The organism is Bosea sp. Tri-49 (assembly GCF_003952665.1).
In the GTDB taxonomy this organism is placed as follows: Bacteria; Pseudomonadota; Alphaproteobacteria; order Rhizobiales; family Beijerinckiaceae; genus Allobosea.
Map to the genome: position 1 here is coordinate 5,798,250 of NZ_CP017946.1, position 20,842 is coordinate 5,819,091.

Annotated in this window: 19 protein-coding genes; 11 read left to right on the forward strand and 8 right to left on the reverse strand. The window is 67.0% G+C overall.

Annotated features, from left to right (window positions below; genetic code table 11):
- Positions 1 to 12 precede the first annotated feature (12 nt).
- Genes BLM15_RS27975 through BLM15_RS27985 form a run of 3 tightly spaced genes read right to left on the reverse strand, consistent with a single transcriptional unit; the run spans position 13 to position 3,645 of the window.
- On the reverse strand, positions 13 to 1,140 hold the full coding sequence (locus BLM15_RS27975) for a CobW family GTP-binding protein (RefSeq protein WP_126115812.1): 1,128 nt from the start codon (positions 1,138 to 1,140) through the stop codon (positions 13 to 15).
- A 5-nt stretch (positions 1,141 to 1,145) separates the two neighbouring features.
- Complete coding sequence (locus BLM15_RS27980; protein ID WP_126115813.1) at positions 1,146 to 2,060, reverse strand: DMT family transporter; 915 nt, start codon at positions 2,058 to 2,060, stop codon at positions 1,146 to 1,148.
- Between the two features lie 28 nt (positions 2,061 to 2,088).
- Positions 2,089 to 3,645 (reverse strand): D-alanyl-D-alanine carboxypeptidase family protein, encoded by a 1,557-nt coding sequence (locus BLM15_RS27985; protein WP_164547666.1) that lies wholly within the window; start codon positions 3,643 to 3,645, stop codon positions 2,089 to 2,091.
- A 187-nt stretch (positions 3,646 to 3,832) separates the two neighbouring features.
- On the opposite strand from BLM15_RS27985, the gene BLM15_RS27990 reads away from it, so the two are divergent.
- From BLM15_RS27990 to BLM15_RS28010, 5 genes are all read left to right on the forward strand, one after another.
- Complete coding sequence (locus BLM15_RS27990; protein ID WP_126115815.1) at positions 3,833 to 4,735, forward strand: EamA family transporter; 903 nt, start codon at positions 3,833 to 3,835, stop codon at positions 4,733 to 4,735.
- Positions 4,736 to 4,804: 69 nt separating this feature from the next.
- The gene (locus BLM15_RS27995; protein ID WP_206438582.1) at positions 4,805 to 5,755 is read left to right on the forward strand and encodes a hypothetical protein; all 951 of its coding nucleotides are present in this window, start codon (positions 4,805 to 4,807) and stop codon (positions 5,753 to 5,755) included.
- Positions 5,752 to 6,147 carry a DUF4087 domain-containing protein gene (locus tag BLM15_RS28000; RefSeq protein ID WP_126115817.1) on the forward strand — a complete coding sequence of 132 codons (396 nt, stop codon included), beginning with the start codon at positions 5,752 to 5,754 and terminating at the stop codon, positions 6,145 to 6,147. Before BLM15_RS27995 ends, BLM15_RS28000 begins: the two co-directional genes overlap by 4 nt.
- Positions 6,148 to 6,374: 227 nt before the next feature.
- Positions 6,375 to 7,544 (forward strand): acetyl-CoA acetyltransferase, encoded by a 1,170-nt coding sequence (locus tag BLM15_RS28005; RefSeq protein ID WP_126115818.1) that lies wholly within the window; start codon positions 6,375 to 6,377, stop codon positions 7,542 to 7,544.
- 61 nt (positions 7,545 to 7,605) lie between these two features.
- Positions 7,606 to 8,799 carry an MFS transporter gene (locus BLM15_RS28010; protein WP_126115819.1) on the forward strand — a complete coding sequence of 398 codons (1,194 nt, stop codon included), beginning with the start codon at positions 7,606 to 7,608 and terminating at the stop codon, positions 8,797 to 8,799.
- Between the two features lie 3 nt (positions 8,800 to 8,802).
- Here BLM15_RS28010 and BLM15_RS28015 read toward each other — a convergent pair whose 3' ends face one another.
- The gene (locus BLM15_RS28015) at positions 8,803 to 9,066 is read right to left on the reverse strand and encodes a BolA family protein (RefSeq protein WP_126116395.1); all 264 of its coding nucleotides are present in this window, start codon (positions 9,064 to 9,066) and stop codon (positions 8,803 to 8,805) included.
- A gap of 113 nt (positions 9,067 to 9,179) precedes the next feature.
- Here BLM15_RS28015 and BLM15_RS28020 point away from each other — a divergent pair, with 113 nt between their 5' ends.
- The 3 genes from BLM15_RS28020 to BLM15_RS28030 all read left to right on the forward strand — a co-directional run bounded on the left by BLM15_RS28020 (position 9,180) and on the right by BLM15_RS28030 (position 12,548).
- Entirely contained in the window at positions 9,180 to 10,811 is a 1,632-nt protein-coding gene (locus BLM15_RS28020; protein ID WP_164547667.1) for a M14 family metallopeptidase, read from the forward strand.
- A gap of 101 nt (positions 10,812 to 10,912) precedes the next feature.
- Positions 10,913 to 11,605, forward strand: a complete 693-nt coding sequence (locus BLM15_RS28025) for a J domain-containing protein (RefSeq protein ID WP_335904811.1) — start codon at positions 10,913 to 10,915, stop codon at positions 11,603 to 11,605.
- Between the two features lie 73 nt (positions 11,606 to 11,678).
- Complete coding sequence (locus tag BLM15_RS28030) at positions 11,679 to 12,548, forward strand: urea carboxylase-associated family protein (RefSeq protein WP_126115821.1); 870 nt, start codon at positions 11,679 to 11,681, stop codon at positions 12,546 to 12,548.
- A gap of 106 nt (positions 12,549 to 12,654) precedes the next feature.
- Here BLM15_RS28030 and BLM15_RS28035 read toward each other — a convergent pair whose 3' ends face one another.
- Together BLM15_RS28035 and BLM15_RS28040 are read right to left on the reverse strand one after the other, a co-directional pair.
- Complete coding sequence (locus BLM15_RS28035; RefSeq protein WP_126115822.1) at positions 12,655 to 13,659, reverse strand: trypsin-like serine peptidase; 1,005 nt, start codon at positions 13,657 to 13,659, stop codon at positions 12,655 to 12,657.
- A 181-nt stretch (positions 13,660 to 13,840) separates the two neighbouring features.
- Positions 13,841 to 15,844 (reverse strand): protein meaA, encoded by a 2,004-nt coding sequence (locus tag BLM15_RS28040; protein WP_126115823.1) that lies wholly within the window; start codon positions 15,842 to 15,844, stop codon positions 13,841 to 13,843.
- 330 nt (positions 15,845 to 16,174) lie between these two features.
- Here BLM15_RS28040 and BLM15_RS28045 point away from each other — a divergent pair, with 330 nt between their 5' ends.
- Positions 16,175 to 17,512 carry a metal-dependent hydrolase family protein gene (locus tag BLM15_RS28045; RefSeq protein WP_126115824.1) on the forward strand — a complete coding sequence of 446 codons (1,338 nt, stop codon included), beginning with the start codon at positions 16,175 to 16,177 and terminating at the stop codon, positions 17,510 to 17,512.
- A 12-nt stretch (positions 17,513 to 17,524) separates the two neighbouring features.
- Here the strand turns inward: BLM15_RS28045 and BLM15_RS28050 are convergent, their stop codons facing one another.
- A complete protein-coding gene (locus BLM15_RS28050) occupies positions 17,525 to 18,049 on the reverse strand; it encodes an Lrp/AsnC family transcriptional regulator (protein WP_126115825.1) in 525 nt (174 codons plus the stop codon).
- A 150-nt stretch (positions 18,050 to 18,199) separates the two neighbouring features.
- On the opposite strand from BLM15_RS28050, the gene BLM15_RS28055 reads away from it, so the two are divergent.
- Both BLM15_RS28055 and BLM15_RS28060 read left to right on the forward strand, forming a co-directional pair.
- Entirely contained in the window at positions 18,200 to 19,432 is a 1,233-nt protein-coding gene (locus tag BLM15_RS28055) for an aminotransferase-like domain-containing protein (RefSeq protein ID WP_126115826.1), read from the forward strand.
- A 31-nt stretch (positions 19,433 to 19,463) separates the two neighbouring features.
- Positions 19,464 to 20,135, forward strand: a complete 672-nt coding sequence (locus BLM15_RS28060; protein ID WP_126115827.1) for an RraA family protein — start codon at positions 19,464 to 19,466, stop codon at positions 20,133 to 20,135.
- 7 nt (positions 20,136 to 20,142) lie between these two features.
- On the opposite strand, the gene BLM15_RS28065 is transcribed toward BLM15_RS28060, so the two are convergent.
- The gene (locus BLM15_RS28065) at positions 20,143 to 20,835 is read right to left on the reverse strand and encodes an SDR family NAD(P)-dependent oxidoreductase (RefSeq protein ID WP_126115828.1); all 693 of its coding nucleotides are present in this window, start codon (positions 20,833 to 20,835) and stop codon (positions 20,143 to 20,145) included.
- Positions 20,836 to 20,842 lie beyond the last annotated feature (7 nt).

The window sequence follows — 20,842 nt, forward strand, 5'->3', positions numbered from 1 at the left end:
GGGACAGGCCGGTCAGGCGTGATGGTGGTGGTGATCAGGCTGCGCCTGGGCAGGTGCGGGCCGGCCGAGGAAGGCCGACCAGAGCCGCGAGACGGTCTCTTCCTCCAGATCCTTGACGATCAGGACGAGGCGGGAGCGCCGGTCGGCATCGGGCCAGGCCGGCAGCAGCACCGGTGGATGCAGGATCTGCTGGACAGCATGGACCAATAACGGCCCTTCGGGATGCTCGGCGAGCGCGACCAGCCCCTTCAGACGCAGAAGTTTGGCACCATGGGTCGAGCGCAGCAGGGTCCAGAACAGATCGAAGGTCGCCTCGCGGATCGGTGTCTCGGCGGTCAGCGTGAAAGCGCGGATGCTGGCGTCGTGGCGGTTGACGTCGTGATGATGGTGGTCGTGGCCGCCATGGTAGTGATGGCCGTGGGTCTCGTCATGATCGTGGTGATGGTCGTGATCGTGATCATGGCTGTCCAGCACCTCGGCCGCGAGCCAGCGGCGCAGTTCTTCCGGTCGCTCGGCGATGTCGTAGAGGCCGGCGCCGACGAGCGCCTCGGCCGGGGCATCGGGAGAGAGGATGGCAATGCCGGGATTGAGCTCGCCGAGACGCTTGCGCAGCGCGTCGACAGCCTGAGCATCGGTCGCGATGTCGGCCTTGGTCAACACGAGCCGGTCGGCGGCGACCACTTGCCGGAGCGCCTCCGGGTGGGCGTCGAGGGTCGCCATGCCGTTGACCGCATCGACCAGCGTGACGACGCCGTCGAGCTTGAAGCGCATGGCGAGATAGGGGTGGTTGATCAGCACGTTGAGGACTGGCGCCGGGTCGGCGAGGCCGGTGGTCTCGATCACCAGGCGCTTGAACGGGGCGGTGCGGCCATTGTCGAGCCGGCGTAGCAGGTCCTCGAGCGTGACGATCAGGTCATCGCGGATGGTGCAGCATAGGCAGCCCGAGGCGAGCAGGATCATGCCGTCCTCGATGCCCTCGACGAAGAGGTGGTCGAGGCCGATCTCCCCGAATTCGTTGACCAGCACCACCGTGTCGGCGAGCGCCGGATCCTTCAGCAGGCGATTGAGCAGAGTGGTCTTGCCGGCGCCGAGGAAGCCGGTCAGCAGCGTGAGCGGAATTGGCGCGGGGCGGTCGGACATGCGCTTCAGGTTCCTGGCGCGGCCACCGCTGGCAGCCGGCGGGCTCGCTTTTGTTCCAGTATTACATTGGCGATGATCGCCGCGACGACAAGGGCGCCGCCGGCATATTGCAGTGAGCCGACGCGCTCGCCGAGGAAGATTGCGGCGATTGCGACGGCGAAGACCGGTTCGGCGCAGAAGGCGAGGGCGGCGGGGCCGGGCGCCACGCGGGCGAGCGCGAGCACCTGCAGCAGGAAGCCGATCAGGTAGCCGCCTATGGTGATGGCGACCGCGATCGGCGCGAGCATCAGGGCCGAAGGCGATTGGAAGAGGCCGGTGAGGGCGAGGATCGCGAGCGTCACCGGCAGGATGACGAGATGCGACCAGAACAGCTTCGGCAAGGTTCCGGTGTCGCCGCAGCGTGCCGCCGAGAAGAACTGCACCGCAGCCAGCACGCTCGCGGCGAGCGCGAGTGCGAGCCCGCGCGGATCGAGCCCGTGCCAGTCGGGGCCGACCACCATGGCCACGCCGAGGAAGGCGACGAGCGCGATGACCACCCGGTCGAGGCTGAAGCGGACCGGGGTGAAGAGCGGCTCGGTCAGCACGATCAGGATGGGAAAGGTATAGAAGACCACGGCCGCCACCGTGATCGGCAGGAAGGCGACCGAGGAGAGATAAGCGCAGGCGGTCAGCGCCGTGCTGACGCCGAAGAGGGCGAGCGCCGGCCAGCGATGGCGCGGCACGGCAAGGCTGGCGCGCCAGAGGATTGTCGCACCTACGACGAGCGCCAGCATCAGGAAGACGCGATAGAAGACGATGAGCGGGCCGCTCAGCCCGGCGTGGCCGGCGAGCTGGGCACTGACGATGTTGGTGCCGAAGGCGGCGGCAGAGGCGAGCGCCAGCGCAAGGCCTTGCTGGACCGAGGACGCACTGCGCTCCACGTTGCAGTCCCCGGTCGGCGTTTTGGGATCAGGCGTCGGGCTTGGCGGCAGTCGGCTTCGCGCCCGGTCGGACTGGCGGCTTGGCGAGCGGCTTGGCCTGGGCCTGGCTGGGCTTTGCCTGCGCTGGAGCTGCTTTCTCCTGCTTCGGCTTGGTCAGCAGCGGCTTTGCGGCGGGCTTGTTCGCGGCCTTGATGCCGGCTGCAGCACCGGGGCGCAGGCTTGCAGGCGTTGCAGCACCAGGCTGGATCGCGCCCTGCAGGCGCATCGGGCCGGAGCCGAGCGCGGCGGCAGCCGGGCGCTCCTCCGGCGTCGGCGCGACCGGCGCGAAGGCGGAGGAGGAAGGCGGGATCGCACCATTGCCGGAGAAGGTGCGGCTGCCGGCGACGAGCCCGGCTGCGACAGGTGCGCCGGGCTGGATCGTCTCGCGCGCGACCTGGGTATCGGGCTTGGCCACGGCATTGGCGGCGAGCGGCGCCGAGGCCGAGCCGGGCGAGCGGCCAAAGGAGACCTGGACGGGATCGAATTTGACGCGCGGGCCGAGTGTGATGCGGCCGGAAGGTGAACGGGTCAGCACCGAGCCGGAGGCGCCACCCTGGGACATCGCAACGGCAAAGCGATCCGAGGTGCCTTCGGCATTGCCGCCGACGCCGTGGTTCGTCGAGATGAAGCTGATCGGCCCGGAGGTCTCGGCATCGTCGCCGAGCGCGTGGCCGCCGCGGCGGACACTGTCGCAGATGCTGTAGGCGCGCCCACCATTGCCGGCCGGCATGCTGGAGATGCTGCCGCCGAAGCCGCCCCATTTGCCGAAGCCGTCATCAAGCAATTGCGCTGCCTTGACCGTGCGCTCCGCGCCCGAATTGGCGCCGAGGACAACGGCGATCAGGGTGCGGCCATTGCGCGAGGCGGTCGAGACGACGTTGAAGCCGGAGGCGCAGACGAAGCCGGTCTTCATGCCGCTGATGCCGTAATAACGGCCGACGAGACCATTGGTGTTGTTGAGCACCTGCTTGCCGAGCTGGACCGCGCCGGTGTTCCAGTAGTCGGAGTACTGGCCGAACTCGTTCATTAGCGCCATGGCGAGCACGGCAAGGTCGCGGGCGCTGGTCTGCTGGTCGGGATGGTGCCAGCCGTTGGGATTGGTGAAATGGGTGTCGCGCATGCCGAGCCGCTGCGCCTCGGCGTTCATCATCGAGACGAAGGTCTCGACATCACCGCCGACGCCCTCGGCGATGACATAGGCGATGTCGTTGGCCGACTTCACCATCATGATACGCATGGCGTTGTCGAGCGTGATCTCCTGGCCGGCCTTGATGTAGACCTTGACGCGCGGCTGGCTGGCGGCCCGCTTCGAGGCGGGGATCGCGGTCTCCAGTCCGATCTTGCCCTCGCGCACGGCCTTGAGCGCGAGGTAGAGCGTCATCATCTTGGTGGTGGAGGCCGGATGCCAGGCCTGGGTCGGGCTCTCGCTCGACAGCACCGCGCCGCTCGAGGCGTCGACCACTACGCTCGTGCCGGCTTCAGCCGGAGCGGCAACAGTGAGGAGCGAGGCGAACGTGGCGCCGGCGGCGAGGCGGAACGAGATCATCGGCAGAGGTCTGAACCTGTCTTGGCGGGGGTCGAGGGCTTCAACGCGACGCTTGAGGCATTTTCGAGACGGCGGGCGACAATCCTGCCTCGCTGATGACGCATACCTACCCCTCATCGGGCGATTTGCCTAGCGGGGCGCTGCGGTACAAAGCATCCACGATGCTTTTTCTTCGGGATGCCAGCGCGTGAGTCTCAGCCTTCTGTGGATACCGGTGACGCTTGCCGCCTCGATGCTGCAGACCGCGCGCAACCTGACCCAGCGCTCGCTGACCGAGGTGATCGGTGTCGTCGGCGCGACGCAGGTGCGCTTCCTGTTCGGGCTGCCTTTCGCGCTGATCTTCCTCCTCCTCGTCTGCCTCGCCAGCAGCAGCCCACCGCCGATGCCGGATCTCCGCTCCTTCGGCTTCGCGGTCTTCGGTGCGCTGACCCAGATCCTGGCGACGGCACTGATGCTGGCCGCGATGCGCGAACGCTCCTTTGCGGTGACGACTGCCTACACCAAGACCGAGCCGGTGCAGGTCGCGCTCTTCGGCACAGTGCTGCTCGGCGATGCACTGGGCTGGGCGAAGTTCGCAGCGATCGTCGTCGCCACCGCCGGCGTGGTGCTGATGTCGTGGAAGCCGGGCGACAAGCTGAGCGCGGCGGGCCTGCGCCCGGCAGCGCTTGGGATCGGCGCCGGCGCGGCGTTCGCGCTGTCGGCGATCGGCTTCCGTGGTGCGATCCAGGCCTTGCCGGAGGGGCACTTCCTGATGCGGGCGACCACCATCCTGGCGCTCGGGTTGGCTATGCAGACGCTGACCCTGACGCTCTACATGCTCGTCGCCAACCGGCCGGCGCTGATGCTCAGCCTGCGCAACTGGCGCCGCTCGCTCGCTGCCGGCTTCCTCGGCGCGGCCGCTTCGCAATGCTGGTTCATCGGCTTCTCGCTGACGACGGCGGCCAATGTGCGCACGCTCGGGCTGGTCGAGGTGCCGCTGGCGCAGATCGCCTCGCGCCGGATCTTTTCGGAAGGCACGAGCTGGCGCGAGCTTACCGGCATGGCGATGATCGTCGCCGGCGTCGGCGCTCTACTTCTGCTGGCGATTTAAAAACCGAGACACGGATTTGTCGCAGTCGCTTCCTACCGCTTCCGGACGACGGGCCTGCGGAGATGGATGATGGCGACGAACTATCATTACGTTGGAACCTACGACGAACGCATCTTTGAGCAGGAATTCAGGGAGCGCTTCGGCAAGAGGCCGCAGATCGCCAACACGATTCCCAACGCGCTCGTCTTGCTGCGTCTGATCAGTCGGGACGTCAACATCACCGATGTTCGCTGGGCCGCCTACATGTTGGCTACCGTCCTGATCGAGACGACGAACCGCTTCGATCAGCTCGTGCCCGCCAAGAACAAGAAGGGCAAGCCGCTGGTCGACAAGGCGGGGAAGCCGGTGATGCTCAAGCGCCAAACATGGTTGATGGTGATGGCACCGATCGATGAGGTCGGCCATGGCAAGAAGAAAGACTATCACGAGCCGGTCAAGGTCGCGAAGCTCGCGGATGGCAGCGTTCGTATCACCGAGCAGGATGGCGATCAGTTCAAGGTCACGACGACCGGCAATATCTCGAATCTGACCAAGGGCGCCGTGATGGGCTCGCCCGATGGCGGAGCGGCGGCCAAGGTCTATACGAACGATACCGGCGTCGAGAACGCCTATTACGGCCGCGGCTATGTTCAGTTGACCTGGTGGTCGAACTACATCAAGGCCGGGATTGCGCTCGGCAAAGGCCTCGATCTGCTGCTGGACCCGGAATCGGTGAAGGCTCCCGCCACGGCCTATGCTCTGATGTCGCATGGCATGCGCACCGGTTTCGGCTTCGCCAATGGCCGCACATTCTCGAGGTATTTCAGCGGGCAGTCGCGCAACTATGTCGGCGCGCGCGCCATGGTGAACGGGCAGGACCGGGCTGTCGAAATCGCCGAGATCGCCGAAAAGTTCGAGGCGATCCTGCTGGCGGCGGGGCCGCAGCGGCCGGGCAAGTTCCCGCCGCCGATCGATTCCAGCCTCGCCGGCATGCCGCTGCCAGGCGAACGGTTCTCCGGTCAGTCGAGATTCTTCCAGTGAGCCGCCAATGGCTCGCCGCGGCCGTTGCGGCTGCTCTGACCCTCGGTCTCGGAGTCGGCATTGCGACGGCGCAGCAGCCGGGACGCGAGCAGCGCTGCGGCTGGTTCGACAATCCGAGCCCGGGCAATGCCTGGCTTCACGACAAGGATGGTCGATGGACGGTCGCCATCCAGGGTGATTATCAAGCGGAAGGCGACTGGCCCCCGGTCTATAAGACCGGAGAACTGCGCAGGCAGGGCAATGGCAATTACGGCTATGGCTGCGCCTGCCTGACGGTGAAGGTCGACGCCGCGGAGAAGAAGATTCTCGAGATCTTTTCCTCCAAAGGGCAGTCCTTGGCGACATGCCGGAAGGACAGAGCTCTGTCGACGGTCGAGAAGCGCCTGCGTTGAGCGTGTCCGGCTTCGCTCGAGCCACAAAGCGTCAGGTCTCGGCTTCGATCGCCATGCCCTGATTGCAGGGGCGGTCCCCGCTTGCCTGAACAGCGTCCTATCCGGCTTGACTTGACCCAGCTTCCGTTGGCCTTTCCACGCACGGGAGAAGTGCGCGCATGCTGGCTTGCAGCCGAACGTGCGCAGAGGCAGATACTGTGTATCTGCACATTAGTGAGGAGAAGGCCATGAGCGCTGCAATCGTCGGCTGGGCACATACCCCCTTCGGCAAGCAGGATACCGAGACGGTCGAGAGCCTGATCGTGCGCGTCGCGACCGACGCGCTGGTCGATGCCGGCATCACCGCCGACCAGGTCGACGAGATCGTGCTCGGCCATTTCAACGCCGGCTTCTCGGCCCAGGACTTCACTGCCTCCCTCGTGCTGCAGGCCGATCCGGCGCTGCGCTTCAAGCCGGCGACGCGTGTCGAGAACGCCTGCGCCACCGGCTCGGCCGCGGTTCATCAGGGCGTGCGCGCCATCAAGGCCGGCGCCGCCAAGGTGGTGCTCGTCGTCGGCGTCGAGCAGATGACCACGACGCCTGGCCCGGAGATCGGCAAGAACCTGCTGAAAGCCTCCTATCTCGTGCAGGAGAGCGATGTGCAGGGCGGCTTCGCCGGTGTCTTCGGCAAGATCGCCTCGTCCTATTTCCAGCGCCATGGCGACCAGTCGGACGCGCTCGCCATGATCGCGGCCAAGAACCACAAGAACGGCGTCGACAACCCTTACGCCCAGATGCGCAAGGATCTCGGCTACGCCTTCTGCCGCGAGGAGAGCGAAAAGAACCCATACGTCGCCGGACCGCTGAAGCGGACCGACTGCTCGCTGGTCTCGGATGGCGCCGCTGCACTCGTGCTCGCTGATGAAGAGACCGCCAAGACGATGCGCCGCGCCGTCGGCTTCCGCGGCATGGCCCATGTCCAGGACTTCCTGCCGCTGTCGCGCCGCGACATCCTGAAGTTCGAGGCTGGCGCGCTCGCCTGGCAGCAGGCGCTGGCCAAGGCGAGCGTCGCGCTCGATGATCTCTCGTTCGTCGAGACGCATGACTGCTTCACCATTGCCGAGCTGCTCGAATACGAGGCGATGGGCCTGACCAAGGAAGGCGACGGCGCTCGCGCCATCAAGGAGGGCTGGACGCAAAAGGACGGCAAGCTGCCGGTCAACGTCTCCGGCGGTCTCAAGGCCAAGGGCCACCCGATCGGCGCGACCGGCGTCTCCATGCACGTTCTCTCGGCCATGCAGCTCGTCGGCGAGGCGCCGGAAGGCATGCAGGTGAAGGATGCCCGCCTCGGCGGCATCTTCAACATGGGCGGTGCCGCGGTCGCGAACTACGTCTCGGTGCTCGAGCGAGTGAAGTGAGTCAAAGGGCTGCCGACGAACTCATGTCGGCGGCCGTCCTGAAACTGGCCGGAGCAACGGCGTGATCATCTTCTTCGCGCTGCTGCCGGCCTATGTGCTGTCGATCTTCTATCGCTCCTTCCTGAGCGTGATCGCCGCGCCGGTGATGGGGGATCTTGGCATCGGGCCGGCCGAGTTCGGCCTGTTAGGGGCCGCTTGGTTCATGGCCTTCGCGTTGGCGCAGTTCCCGGTTGGCTGGGCGCTCGACCGGATAGGGCCGCGCCGGACGGTGGCGGCGACCATGGCGATCGGCAGCGTCGGCGCCTTCCTGTTCTCGCAGGCCGGCAATCCCACGACCGCAACGGCAGCGATGGCGCTGGTAGGGATCGGCTGCTCGCCGATCTTCATGTCGTCGCTCTATCTGTTCGCGCGGACTGAAGCGCCGGCGCGCTTCGGCCTGCTCACCTCGATCTTCATCGGCCTCGGCTCGCTCGGCAATCTCGTCGGCGCCGCGCCGTTGGCCCTGGCTGCGCAGGCCTATGGCTGGCGCCCGACCATGCTCGCCTTCGCCGTGGCATTCCTGCTCGCAACTATTCTCGCCGCGGCGCTGGTGCGCGATCCGCCGCCGGTCACCGACGCCTCGGGCAAGCATGAGGGGCTGCTGCAGGGCCTCAAGAGCATCGTCGCGATCGGGCCGCTTTGGCTGCTCGCGCCGATTACCCTCGTGGGCTACGCAATCATCGCGACGGCTCGGGGTCTTTGGATCGCTCCTTACATGACGCAGGTGCATGGGCTCGACGGTATCGCCGCCGGCCATGCGACGCTCGGCATGGCGACGACCATGATCGTCGGCGCCTTCGCCTATGGCGCGCTGCAGAAGCGGGCCGGTCGCAGCAAGGCGCTGGTCGCCTGGGGAACCGTGGCGACCGGGATTGGCTTTTGCCTGCTGGCGCTGATCGGTGCGCAGTCGCTGGCCGGCGCCATCCTGCTCTTTGCGCTCGTCGGGGCGACGGGCTTCACCTACGCGATCCTGATGGCGCATGCGCGGGTGTTCTTCCCCGAGCATCTGGTCGGGCGCGGCATGACGTTCATCAATTTCCTGTTCATTGCCGGGGCGGGACTGATCCAGTGGGGCTCCGGCTGGTTCGTCGCGGCGCAGCGAACTGTAGGGCGCGACGCGGCACAGGCTTTCGCCAACATGCACTGGGGCTTTGCCGCTCTGCTGCTCGTCTCGACCGCGATCTATCTGGCGACGCCGGAGCGGAAGGCCGCTTGAGGCTCAGGCATCTCCTGGCGCGCGCGCCACAATCGCCAGCGCGTGCACGCTGCCGGCGAGTTCCTCGGAGAGCGCCGCATTGACCAGGCGGTGCCGCTCGAGCCGGCTCTTGCCGGTGAATGCGGGCGAGACGATTTCGACGCGGAAATGCGTCTCGCCGCCTTCGCGCCAGCCGGCATGGCCGTGATGCTGGTGGGATTCATCGATGACCTTGAGATGCTCGGGCGCGAGCCGAGCGGTGAGCTTGCCGGCGATCCGGTCGGCCATGGTCGGCATGCGGGTTCCTATCGGGTTCATTGGAGCTGCTTGCTCCGGTTCCGGGGCAGTCTCATAGTCCCTCGGGGGCAGGGCGGATACGCGTCTTTCGCGTGGAGGCGATGATGATGATCTGGCGCATGCTCGCTCTGGCTCTTTCCGTCGCTGCAAGTCCGGTGTTGGCGCAAGACGAAGGGCGTGTTGCCGACTACAAGCAGAGCGAGGCAGTGCTGGCGCGCTACAAGCCGGTGCCGATCGCGCTCGCGACGCCGGCGCTGACGCGCGGGACGCCGGGCCTGACGACGCAAGCCGAGCTCGACGCCTTCGTCGCTGAACTCGCCGCCAAGGTCCCTGACCGGGTTGTGCTCGGCTCGCTCGGCCAATCGCAGCAAGGGCGCGATCTGCCTTATCTGATCTTCTCCAAGGAAGGGCTGAAGGATCCCGCGGCGCTGAAGGCGCTGGGGCGACCGATCGTCTGGTTCGTCGGCCAGCAACACGGCAATGAGCCGGCTGGGGCCGAGGCGATGCTGGCGCTGGCGCATGATCTGGCGCTGGGCCCCCTCGGCGCCGTGCTCGACAAGCTCGTGGTGGTGATCGTGCCGCGCAGCAATCCGGATGGCGCTGCCGCCGACAAGCGACCCGGCGCCAGCGGCTTCGACCTCAACCGCGACCATCTGCTGCTGACCCTGCCGGAGACGCGGGCACTGCACGCCAAGCTCGCCGAATTGCCGGCCGATGTGATTGTCGACGTACACGAGTTCTCGGTCGCCAATCGCTGGCTGGAGAAGTTCGGCGGACTCAATGCCGCCGATGCGATGATCCTCTACGCCACCAATCCGGCCGTGCCGCAGCCGACGACGCGGATCGCCGCCGAGCTGATCAAGCCAGCCATGGACAAGGCGATGGCGGAGAAAGGGCTTTCCTCGTTCTGGTACTTCACCACGAGCTACCGCAAGGACGACAAGCTCGTCTCGATGGGCGGCAATGCGCCGGGGATCGCGCGCAACCTGTTCGGGCTCTCAGGCGCGGTCTCCTTCCTGATCGAGACACGCGGGGTCGGCCTGAAGCTGGAGAATCTGGAGCGCCGGATCGCGACCCATTACGTGATCTCGCGCGCCGTGCTCGACACGGTGGCGGCTAACGACAAGGCCGTTTTGGAGGCGGTGAAGGCGGCGCGGGCGGAGCTGGCGCGCAATCAGGGCGAGCTGATTGTCGGTCATCGCATTGCGACGGAGACGGTCGCGATACCGCTCGTCGATCCGGCGACCGGTGCGGACATGCCGACCCCGGTCGAGTTCCGCGACTCGCGCAAGGTCACGGTGACGAGCAGCCGGGTGCGGCCGGAGGGCTACCTTGTCCTGCCGGCGGGGCAGGCGGCGCTCGATGCGCTCAGGCTCAAGGGCATCGCCACCTGCGCGCTCGGCAGCCCCGCGACGCTCGAAGTCGAGGCCTTCATGGTCGAGCAGAAGGGACCGGTGAAGAAGATCGACCGTGAGAACATCAATCCGGACCAGGCGGTGAAGGTCGAACTCCGGCCACGCCGGATAGAGGTCCCGGCCAACGCCGTCTTCGTGCCAATGACGCAAACAGGCGCCAATGTCATCGCCGCCTCATTGGAGCCGGATTCTCCGGGCTCTCATGTCGGCGTCGGCGTGGTGGAAACTGCTTCGGCTTCCGGCGAGGCGCCGATCTATCGCGTGCCTCACCGGACCAAACTCGCGATTGCGGCCGGGGGCGATCTTGCCTGTGGCCGTTGAGTTTCGAGCGCGGAAACACTATTTTGGTGAAGGTTCCGGCCGTTTCGGCTGAGCCGGGTTCCTTAAGCAATCAGGGCCAAGCTGTCGCCGAGGCGATTTGCTTGCTGCAGGCGCAGAGTGATCCGCGCAGCAGCCGGCTTGTCGATGCAGCGTTCCGCCCGCATAACCATGAGACGATGAACTTCAACTCGCGCCTTTTCGACCGGATCAGGATCGGCCCTTCCGAGGCGGAAGAGGTGGTCGAGGCCGATGCGCGCCATTGCGACCACGCCGGCTGCACCAAATTGGGCGAATTCCGCGCGCCGATGGGGCGCGGCAAGGAAGGCAAGTTCTTCCAGTTTTGCCTCGAGCATGTGAAGGCCTACAACGCCACCTACAACTACTTCTCCGGCATGAACGACGAGGCGCTCGCGGCTTACGCCAAGCAGGAGGAGATCGGCCATCGGCCGACCTGGAAACTCGGCGTCAATGCCAGCGCCGCCCGGATGGCGCAGCGCGGGCGTGGTCCCAGCGAGCAGGACGGAGCGGATGTGCAGGACGCCTTCAACCTGTTCCGTGGCCGTGCCCGCCGCGAGCAGGAGCGGGCTGAATCGCGCGTCGGCGTGCTGGCGAAGAAGGCGCTGGAAACGCTCGATCTCGACGAGACCGCCGACCGCGCCGCCATCAAGGCCCGCTACAAGGAACTGGTGAAGCGCTTCCACCCCGACGCCAATGGCGGCGACCGCTCGCGCGAGGGGAGGCTGCAGGAAATCCTCAAGGCCTACCAGACGCTCAAGACGAACGGGCTGGTCTAGCTTCGGGCGATCCGGGCCGGGTTCTCCGGTGCCGACAGGACATCCATAAAAAAGCGAGCTGGCGGAGCAGGCCATGACGACGGATTCGCAGGTCACCATTCCCGCCGATGCGGCCGAGAGGCGGGCCAGACCGCCGGTCGTGGTCTATCCCAATGGCAGCCTGCCCGGCGCCGACATGGCGATGCTGCAACGAGCCCGCCAGACCCTGACCAAGCGCGACGAGATCATCGTGCCGCCGCGCGAGGCCGGCAGCTTCCATGTGCCGAAAGGCCATTTCTTTCGCGTCGTCAGCATCGAGGGGCCGCAGGTCGGCGATCTCAATCTGTGGAACGCCGACGATTTCGACGAGCGCTTCTTCAGCGGCAAGACGCGAGCTTTGCACGCGACCCATGTCGGCACCGGCGACCGGCTCTGGAGCAACCTGCCGCATTTGCGGCCGATGGCGACGATCACCCATGACACGCTCGGCTGGTACGGCTTCGACCAGGACGGCGCCGGCGTCCACGACGTGATCGGCACGCGCTGCGATCCCTATACCCACAGGCTGCTCGGCGATGGCGGCGACTATCACCATTGCTGCCATTCCAACCTCTCCCGCGCCTTGGGACAGGCGAGGGGGCTGCCGGCGCGGGAGGTCGAGCACCATGTCCACGACGTGCTCAACGTCTTCATGTGCACCGGTTTCACCCGGGACACGCACCAGTACTTCATGAAGGCGAGCCCGGTCAGGCCGGGCGACTTCCTCGAGCTCTTTGCTGAGATCGACCTGCTCGGGGCGATCTCGGCCTGCCCGGGCGGCGATTGCGGCCAGACGCATTCGAGCGATGTCGCGCGCTGCCACCCGATCAAGGTCGAAATCTACGAGGCCGATCCGGCCGCGCTCGCCGGTTGGCATTCGCCGCAGCGCAGCCCTTACGGGCGCAGCCACGGCGAGCGGGGCTGAAATCCGTCATTGCGAGGAGCGTAGCGACGAAGCAATCCAGGGGCGGCCGAGCTCTACGTCCCCCTGGATTGCTTCGCTGCGCTCGCAATGACGGCAGCCGTCGGGCTCAGTTCTTCAGCAGCGAGTTCATCCCGTCGGTGTCGAGATTGTCGGAGCCGCGCACCGCGCTGCGCTCGGTCGAGCTCGGCTGGTCGTCCTGTCCGCCGCCCGAGGCGACCGAGCCGCCGCCATCCGCAGCCGGGGCCTGCCCACCCGCGCCGGCCATCTTGCGCAGCAGGGGGCTGGCCTGGAGCAGCGCGGTCATGCTGGTCGCGGTGTTGTAGCTGTTGGGATCATTGGGAGCGAGGCCGCCCTGCTTGTGCAAGGCGACGCCGGCATTGCCGGCGTTGTAGAGCAGCGAGCCGGACGAGCCGCCGAGCGTGTCGCAGCGATGGCGCATCTCGGCCGCATCGCCCTGCTGGCGCGTCGCCATGCAGCGGAAGCGGCTCATCACCTTGGGCCGGCCGGCCGGGTGGTGGATGACCATCAGCGAGGGGGCGCCGCCAGTCGGCGTCGCTGCGAGCTTGACCGAACCATAGGTCGCGGTCGGATTGCCCTTCGCCTTGGCGATGGCGTAGTCGAGATTGGCGTTGAACTCGACCGGCTTGGGGTCGAGCTCGAAGACCTTCGCGCCTTTGCCGTCCTGCGTCAGGAAATCCATGACGATGATAGCGCGCACCGGCGTCATCTCGCCGCCCTGCGGCAGGCAGTGATGGTTGGTGAGGACATAGTCGCCCGGCAGCAACTCGCCGGTGCAATGGGCGCCAGACTGCTTGCCGGTCTTGTTGTCCTTCAGCAGGATGTCGATGCGCCCGACAGGCTTGGCCATCCTGGCGAGCGGGTCGCGCTGATCGAGCTCGGCGATCGGCTCGAAGGCGCCCTTGTTGTTCTCGATATGGGTTGCGGCGTCGCCGGTGCTCTGCCGCCGCGGCATGCTGACCTTGCCGAAGTCGCTGGGATCGAAGCCCATCGTCTGGGCTGCGGCGGGAGCCCCAAGGGCAAGGCTCATAGCGCCGACGAAGGCGGCGCGGATCCTGGTCCCGGTCAAATTGGTCTGCAGCCATGCGGGCATGCGCTTCTTCCTCTCCTCAAGCGGGTCCCTCGCGGCCCTGCCGACGACCGCCTTCAGGCACGGACCGGCGCCGCGAGAAGCGGGCACGACCGAGCAGTCCCGGACGATAGTCGTCCGCACGCGCTTGGGAAACCCTGAGCGCTTTTCGCATGAGCCGGAAGCTGCGGAAGGCTGTCGGCTCTCAGCGCTCCTTCGCCGCCAGCCCGGCGACGTCGGCGATGATGCCGTCGAGGGCGAAATCCTTGGGTGTATAGACCCTGGCAACGCCCATGTTCTTCAGCGCGTTCTCATCATCCGGCGGGATGATGCCGCCGACGACGACAGGCACATCCATGCCGGCGACGCGCAGGCGCGCGGTGACGTCGCGCACCAGCGGCAGATGCGAGCCGGAGAGGATGGAGAGTCCGATGATATCGGCCTCAGTCTCCTGCGCCTGCGTCACGATCTCCTCGGGCGTCTGGCGGATGCCGCCATAACTTACCGCCATGCCGGCATCGCGGGCGCGCACCGCGATCTGCTCGGCGCCGTTCGAGTGACCGTCGAGTCCAGGCTTGCCGACGAGGAAGCGCGGCGGCCTGCCGAGTTTCTCGGTTGCCAGGGCGACGGCTGCCTTGACGGTGGCGAGCCCGGCATCGTCGCCGAGCTTGGTCGTGTCGACGCCGGTCGGGGCGCGATACTCGCCGAAGATCTCGCGCAGGGTCTGCGCCCACTCGCCGGTGGTGACGCCGGCCTTGGCACAGGCGATCGAGGCCGGCATGACGTTGCGGTCCTCCTTGGCGGCGCTGCCGAGTTCGGCGAGCGCAACCTCCGCTGCCTTGCCGTCTCGCGCAGCGCGCCAGGCCTTGAGCCGGCCGACCGCCTCGATCTCGACTGAATCCGGCACGGTGACGACATTGCCTTCGCCGGCCGAGAGCGGGGAGGGCTCGCTGGTGGTGAATTTGTTGACGCCGACGACGATCTGCTCGCCGCGCTCGATCGCCTCGATGCGGCGCGCGCCGTTCTCGACAAGCGCCATCTTCATGTAGCCGCTCTCGACGGCGGCGAGCGCTCCACCCATGGCGTCGATCTTCGCCAGCTCTTCCAGAGCAGCCGCCTTCAGCTCCTCGACCTTGGCGTCGACCTCGCGGGAACCATCGAAGATGTCGCCGAATTCGAGCAGGTCGGTCTCATAGGCCAGCACCTGCTGCATGCGCAGCGACCATTGCTGGTCGAAGGGACGAGGCAGGCCAAGCGCTTCGTTCCAAGCCGGCAATTGCACGGCGCGGGCACGGGCCTTCTTCGAGAGCGTCACCGCCAGCATCTCGATCAGGATGCGGTAGACATTGTTCTCGGCCTGCGGCTCGGTTAGTCCCAGCGAATTGACCTGCACGCCATAACGGAAGCGGCGATGCTGCTCCTCCAGCACGTTGAAGCGCTTCAGTGTGATCTCGTCCCAGAGATCGACGAAAGCCCGCATCTTGCAGAGCTCGGTGACGAAGCGCATGCCGGCATTGACGAAGAAGGAGATGCGACCGACGACGCTGCCGAACTCCTCGGGCGCGACCTCGGGCCGGGCCCTGATCGAGTCGAGCAGGGCGATCGCGGTCGCGAGCGCGAAGGAGAGCTCCTGCACCGGCGAGGCGCCGGCCTCCTGCAGATGGTAGGAGCAGACGTTCGTCGGGTTCCATTTCGGCAGTTCGCGCGCCGTGAACACGACGATGTCGGTGGTCAGCCGCATCGAGGGCCGTGGCGGGAAGACGTAAGTTCCGCGCGACAGGTATTCCTTGACGAGGTCGTTCTGGGTCGTGCCCTGCAAGGCGGCGCGGTCGGCGCCCTGCTCGTCGGCAGTGGCGATGTAGAGCGAGAGCAGCCAGGCTGCCGTCGCGTTGATCGTCATCGAGGTGTTCATCTGCGCCAGCGGGATCTGGTCGAAGAGCGCCCGCATGTCGCCGAGATGGGTGATGGGGACGCCGACCTTGCCGACCTCGCCGCGCGAGAGGACATGGTCGGGGTCGTAGCCGGTCTGGGTCGGCAGGTCGAAGGCCACCGAGAGGCCGGTCTGGCCCTTGGCGAGATTGGTCCGATAGAGCTTGTTCGATTCGGTCGCGTCGGAATGGCCGGCATAGGTCCGGAAAATCCAGGGCTTGTCACGCGGCAAAGCCTTGTCGCGCTGGGTCTGGTTCCGAAGCGGATCGATCGCGTTCATGGTCGCTCCCTGCCGTGCCGTCTTTGAGCTCGTGCAAACTGATTGTTGCACTGCAGCGAAGATAACGCCAGTGGGCTGGTTCGTCGCCTACGACATTGGGAGAAGGTCGGTTGAGCTGGAGTTCCTGAAAGGCGAAGCAAGTGAGGGTTGCGGCCAGGGCATGCTCGCCCGGCCATCCTGTCGATTGACTGGTTTCGATGGCCACTCGCAGATTGGCACCCAGCCGCAAGGATAACCCTGCGCAACGATCAAGCGACGCATACGACGCAAACGCCCTGCCGACAGGCAGGATGGCGCGTGGCGATGACGTCGCTGCCATGGAGGAAACCAATGTCGAAAGCGATCATGCTCGCCGCCGCGTTCACCGCGGTTCTGGCGCCGGCGGCTCTGGCGCAAGCGCCGGCCGGCGACCGCTGGACGATCATTCATGCGGGCTCGGTGCTCGCCGTTCCGGGCACGCCGGCTCGGGGCAAGACCAGCATCATCATCAAGAACAGCCTGATCCAGGAGCTGAAGGACGGCTTCGTCACTGCAGACAGCATCGGTGCGCCGGCGCAGGCAGTGACCGTCGTCGACCTCGGCGACCGCTATGTGCTGCCGGGCCTGATCGACTCCCATGTCCACATCACCTCGGAGCGGGCTCGCGACACCGAACTGCAGCGCGTCAAGAAGACCGGCGAGAACGTCGCGCTCGACGGCGTCGTCTACGCTAGGCGCACGCTCGATGCCGGCTTCACCACGGTGCGCGATCTCGGCTCGCGCGGGGCGCCGGCGCTCGCCTTGCGCGACGCGATCCGCCGGGGGCAGGTGCCCGGGCCACGCATCGTCGCGGCCGGCCAGTCGATCTCGGCGACGGGCGGCCATTCGGACATCAATGGCTTTGCGCCCGACGTCTTCCCGGAGCTCGGCGAGAACATCTGCAATGGCCGCGAGCAGTGCCGCCATGCGGCGCGCAACCAGATCAAGCGCGGCGCCGACGTGATCAAGATCACCGCGACCGGCGGCGTGCTGAGCAATACGGCGGCTGGGACCGGCCGGCAGATGTTCGATGACGAGCTCGAGGGCATCGTCGAGGCGGCCCATGCGATGGGGCGCAAGGTGGCGGTGCACGCGCATGGCGCCGATGGCGTCAATGCGGCGCTGCGGGCCGGCGTCGACTCGATCGAGCACGGCACCTATCTCACCGACGAGTCGATCGCCCTGTTCAAGAAGAGCGGCGCCTATCTCGTCCCGACCGTGCTCGCCGGCGCGACGGTGGTGAGGATGGCGGACGAGGAGGGCTTCCTGCCGCCGGCGGTGCGCGACAAGGCGCGCCAGGTCGGGCCGCTGATGCTCGACATGCTCGGGCGCGCCTATCGCGGCGGCGTCAAGATCGCCTTCGGCACGGATACCGGCGTCAGCGAGCATGGCAAGAACGCCGAGGAGTTCGCGCTGATGGTCAAGGCCGGCATCCCGGCCGATATCGCGATCCGGATGGGGACCGTCGATGCCGCCGACCTGCTCGACCTGTCGAAGCAGATCGGGACGCTCGAACCCGGCAAGGCTGCCGACGTGATCGCGGTCGCCTCCGATCCCACCAAGGACATCACCGAATTGCAGCGCGTGCTGTTCGTGATGAGCAATGGCCGCGTCCACAAGGCGGCGCCGGCGAAGGTCGCGGCGAAGTAAGCGCCAGGAGCATCAGTCCCGGTCCGCCTCGCGCGCGGACCGGGCGGGTTGCGCCTTCCGGCCCTGGGCTGTGCCGGGGACGTTCAGCAGCCGGTTCGAGCTCTGCGTATCCAGGATGACCATGGTCGAAGTCTCGGCGACGCAGGGGATCGCCTGCAGCGCCTCGCTGATGAAGGTGCGCAGCGCCTCGATATCCTTGACCCAGACGCGCAGGAGATAGTCGACATTGCCGGTGACCAGCAGGCATTCGGTGATCTCCGGCTGGTCACGGATCGCGCTCATGAACTGCTCGGCGGCGTCCGGGCTCTGCTTGGCTAGCTTGACGCTGACCATCACGCAGATGCCAAAGCCGAGCGCCGCCGGGCGGATCTTCGCCGCATAGCCCTCGATGACGCCGGCCTCCTCCAGCCGCTTGATCCGTCGGGTACAGGGTGTCGGTGAGAGGCCGACCGCTTCGGCCAGGTCGAGATTGGAGATGCGGCCATTCTGCTGGAGGGCGGCCAGGATCTTCCGGTCGATGCGGTCCAATTCGATCATAAGCGAGTTTCACTCCAGGTTTTCTATTTGAGGGTGATAAATCGCGCCAATTAGAAGACATGATCGATCATTGCACGGATTCACTCGCTTCGAGAGTGCTAAACCTTCACAAGCGGCCGCTTCGGCCGAAAAGAGGATGGTGCAGACGTCATGGTGAGATCGGATGCGCGGCGGCCGGCTTTCGCCAGCTGGCTCTCGACCGGCAACAGCATCACCCAGCAATTCATGGCGATCGGCGGGCGCGCCGATGTCGTCAGCCTCGCCGGGGGCTTGCCGGCCTCCGAGCTCTATCCGGTCGAGGCGATCGCGGCGGCGCAGGAGCGGGCGCTGACGCGCTGGGGCACGCAGATCCTCGAATACGGGCCGATCGAAGGCTTGCCGGCGCTGAGGGCGGCGATCGCCGAGCGGTTCACGGCCACGACAGGGCGTCGGTTCGGGCCAGAAAATGTGCTGCTGACGACGGGGGCGATGCAGGGGCTCGACCTCGTCGGCAAGGCGCTGGTCGATCCCGGCGAGCTGATCCTCTCGCAGTTCCCGACCTATCTTGGCGCGCTCGACGCGTGGCGCCCGCGCATGCCGCGTTATGAGAAGCTCGACTGGAGTTCGCAGGCGCCGGGGCAGGATGCGGCGCTGCGCCAGGCCAAGTTCGTCTACGCCGTGCCGAACTATTCCAACCCGACCGGTGTGCTGGTCTCGCAGGATGAGCGCGCGGCCCTGCTCGACAAGGTCGAGGCTGCCGGGACCTGGCTGCTCGAGGACGACCCCTATCTGCCGCTGCAATTCGACGGGCCGGCGGGGCCGAGCCTTCTCGCCCATCACGCGCAGCGCCATCCCAACGGCGCTTATGCCGGGCCGGTGATCTATCTGGGCACGCTGTCGAAGAGCCTGGCGCCGGGCCTGCGCGTCGGTTGGGTCGTGGCCGAAGCCTCGCTGATTTCGACGCTGGCGCTGGCCAAGCAGTCGACCGACATCGCCTCCAGCCTGCTGACGCAGGCGATCGCGCTCGAGATGATCGAGAGCGATTTCGAGGTGCAGCACATCCCGAAGATCGTCGCGACCTATCGCGAGCGGCGCGATGCGCTGTGCGCCGCCGCGGCCGCGCATCTCTCCGACTGGTTCGAGTGGGAGGTGCCGCCGGGCGGCATGTTCGTCTGGATGCGCGCCAAGGACAGGGCGATCGACACCGATGCGCTCTATACTCACGCTCTGGCCGAGAACGTCGCCTTCGTGCCCTCGAGCGTGTTCGACCCTTCGGGCGCCTTGAAGAGCGCGATGCGGGTCAATTTCACCCGCTCGCCGCCGGACGTCCTGGTCGAGGGCGTGCGGCGGCTGGCGCGGGCAGTGCAACGCCTGCTCGCCGAGCGGCCCGGCCGGGCGGCGTGACTCCAACAACCAACAAACCGAGGAAACGCCGATGCCGACCCGTCTCGCCACGCCCGCCCATCCGCGCCTGCCGCAATCGCTGATCGAAGCCTGGCAGGCGGTGCCGAGCTCGGTGATCGCCGACCAGCTCGGCGGCATCGGCCATGCCGATCCGGCGATTCGGCCGACCCGGCCCTTCGCTCCGGGCAAGCGGCTGGTCGGCCAGGCGATCACCGCCTGGTGCGAGCCGGCCGATTACGGGCCGGTGCACCATGCGATCAGCCTCGCCGAGCGCGGCGATGTCGTCGTGGTCGCGGCCAGCGGGCGCAAGGATGCGGCGATGATCGGCGACCTGCTCGGCGGCGCGGCCCGGCGCAAGGGCATTGCCGGCGTCGTCGTCGACGGCGCCGTGCGCGATGTCGGGCCGGTCTCGCAATGGCCGGATTTCGTCTTCTTTTCGCGCTGGATCATGCCGCGCGGCCCGTCCTCGATGGAACGCGGCATCGTCAACGGGCCGATCGTCTTCGGCGGCGTCGCCGTCCAGCCGCATGATCTCGTCGTCGGTGACGATGACGGGCTCGTCTTCGTGCCGCATGGGCTGATCGAGGCGAAGCTCGCACCTTGCCTGGCGCGGGTGAAGGCCGAGGCCGAATGGGAGGTGCTGCTGGCCGGCGGCGCCTCGACGGTCGAGACCTTCAAGGTGCCGCCGATGGAGAGGACCTGACCGGCCGTCAGAAGCTCTCGACCCAGGGCCGGAGCTCGACCTCGAGCGACCAGGCGCTGCGCGGCTGCCTGAGCACGTCGAGATAGCTCTGGGCGATGGCGTCCGGGTCGAGCGTGTTGTCATCCGTGTCCGGATGACGCGTGCTGCGGACGGCGCCGTCGATGACGAAATGGGCGACATGGATGCCCTTCGGCCCGAGTTCGCGGGCGGCGCTCTGGGCGAGGCCGCGCAAGGCAAACTTGCCCATGGCGAAGGGCGCTGACAGCGCGAAGCCCTTGATGCCGGCGGTTGCGCCGGTGAGCAAGATGGCGCCGCGTCCGTGTGGGAGCATCCGCCGTGCCGCCTGCTGCGTCACCAGGAAGGCGCCATAGGCGGTGACCGCGAGTGCCTGCGCGACCGCTGCCGGATCGAGCTCCGCGATCGGCCCGCGCAGCCGGCCGCTGGCGTTGTAGATGACGATGTCGGGCTCGCCGATCCCAGCCTCCGCCGCTTCGAACAGGCCGGCGACGGCAGCCGGATCGGAGGCGTCGACCGCGAACGTCGCAGCGCCGGTCTCGGCAGCGAGCGCTGCAAGCTTCTCGGTATTGCGGGCGGCGAGGCCGACCTTGATGCCTTGTGCGGCAAGCGCGCGGGCGACCGATGCGCTGATGCCCGAGCCGGCTCCGACGATCAGGGCGCTGCGATAGGGAAGGGATGTCATCGTCAGG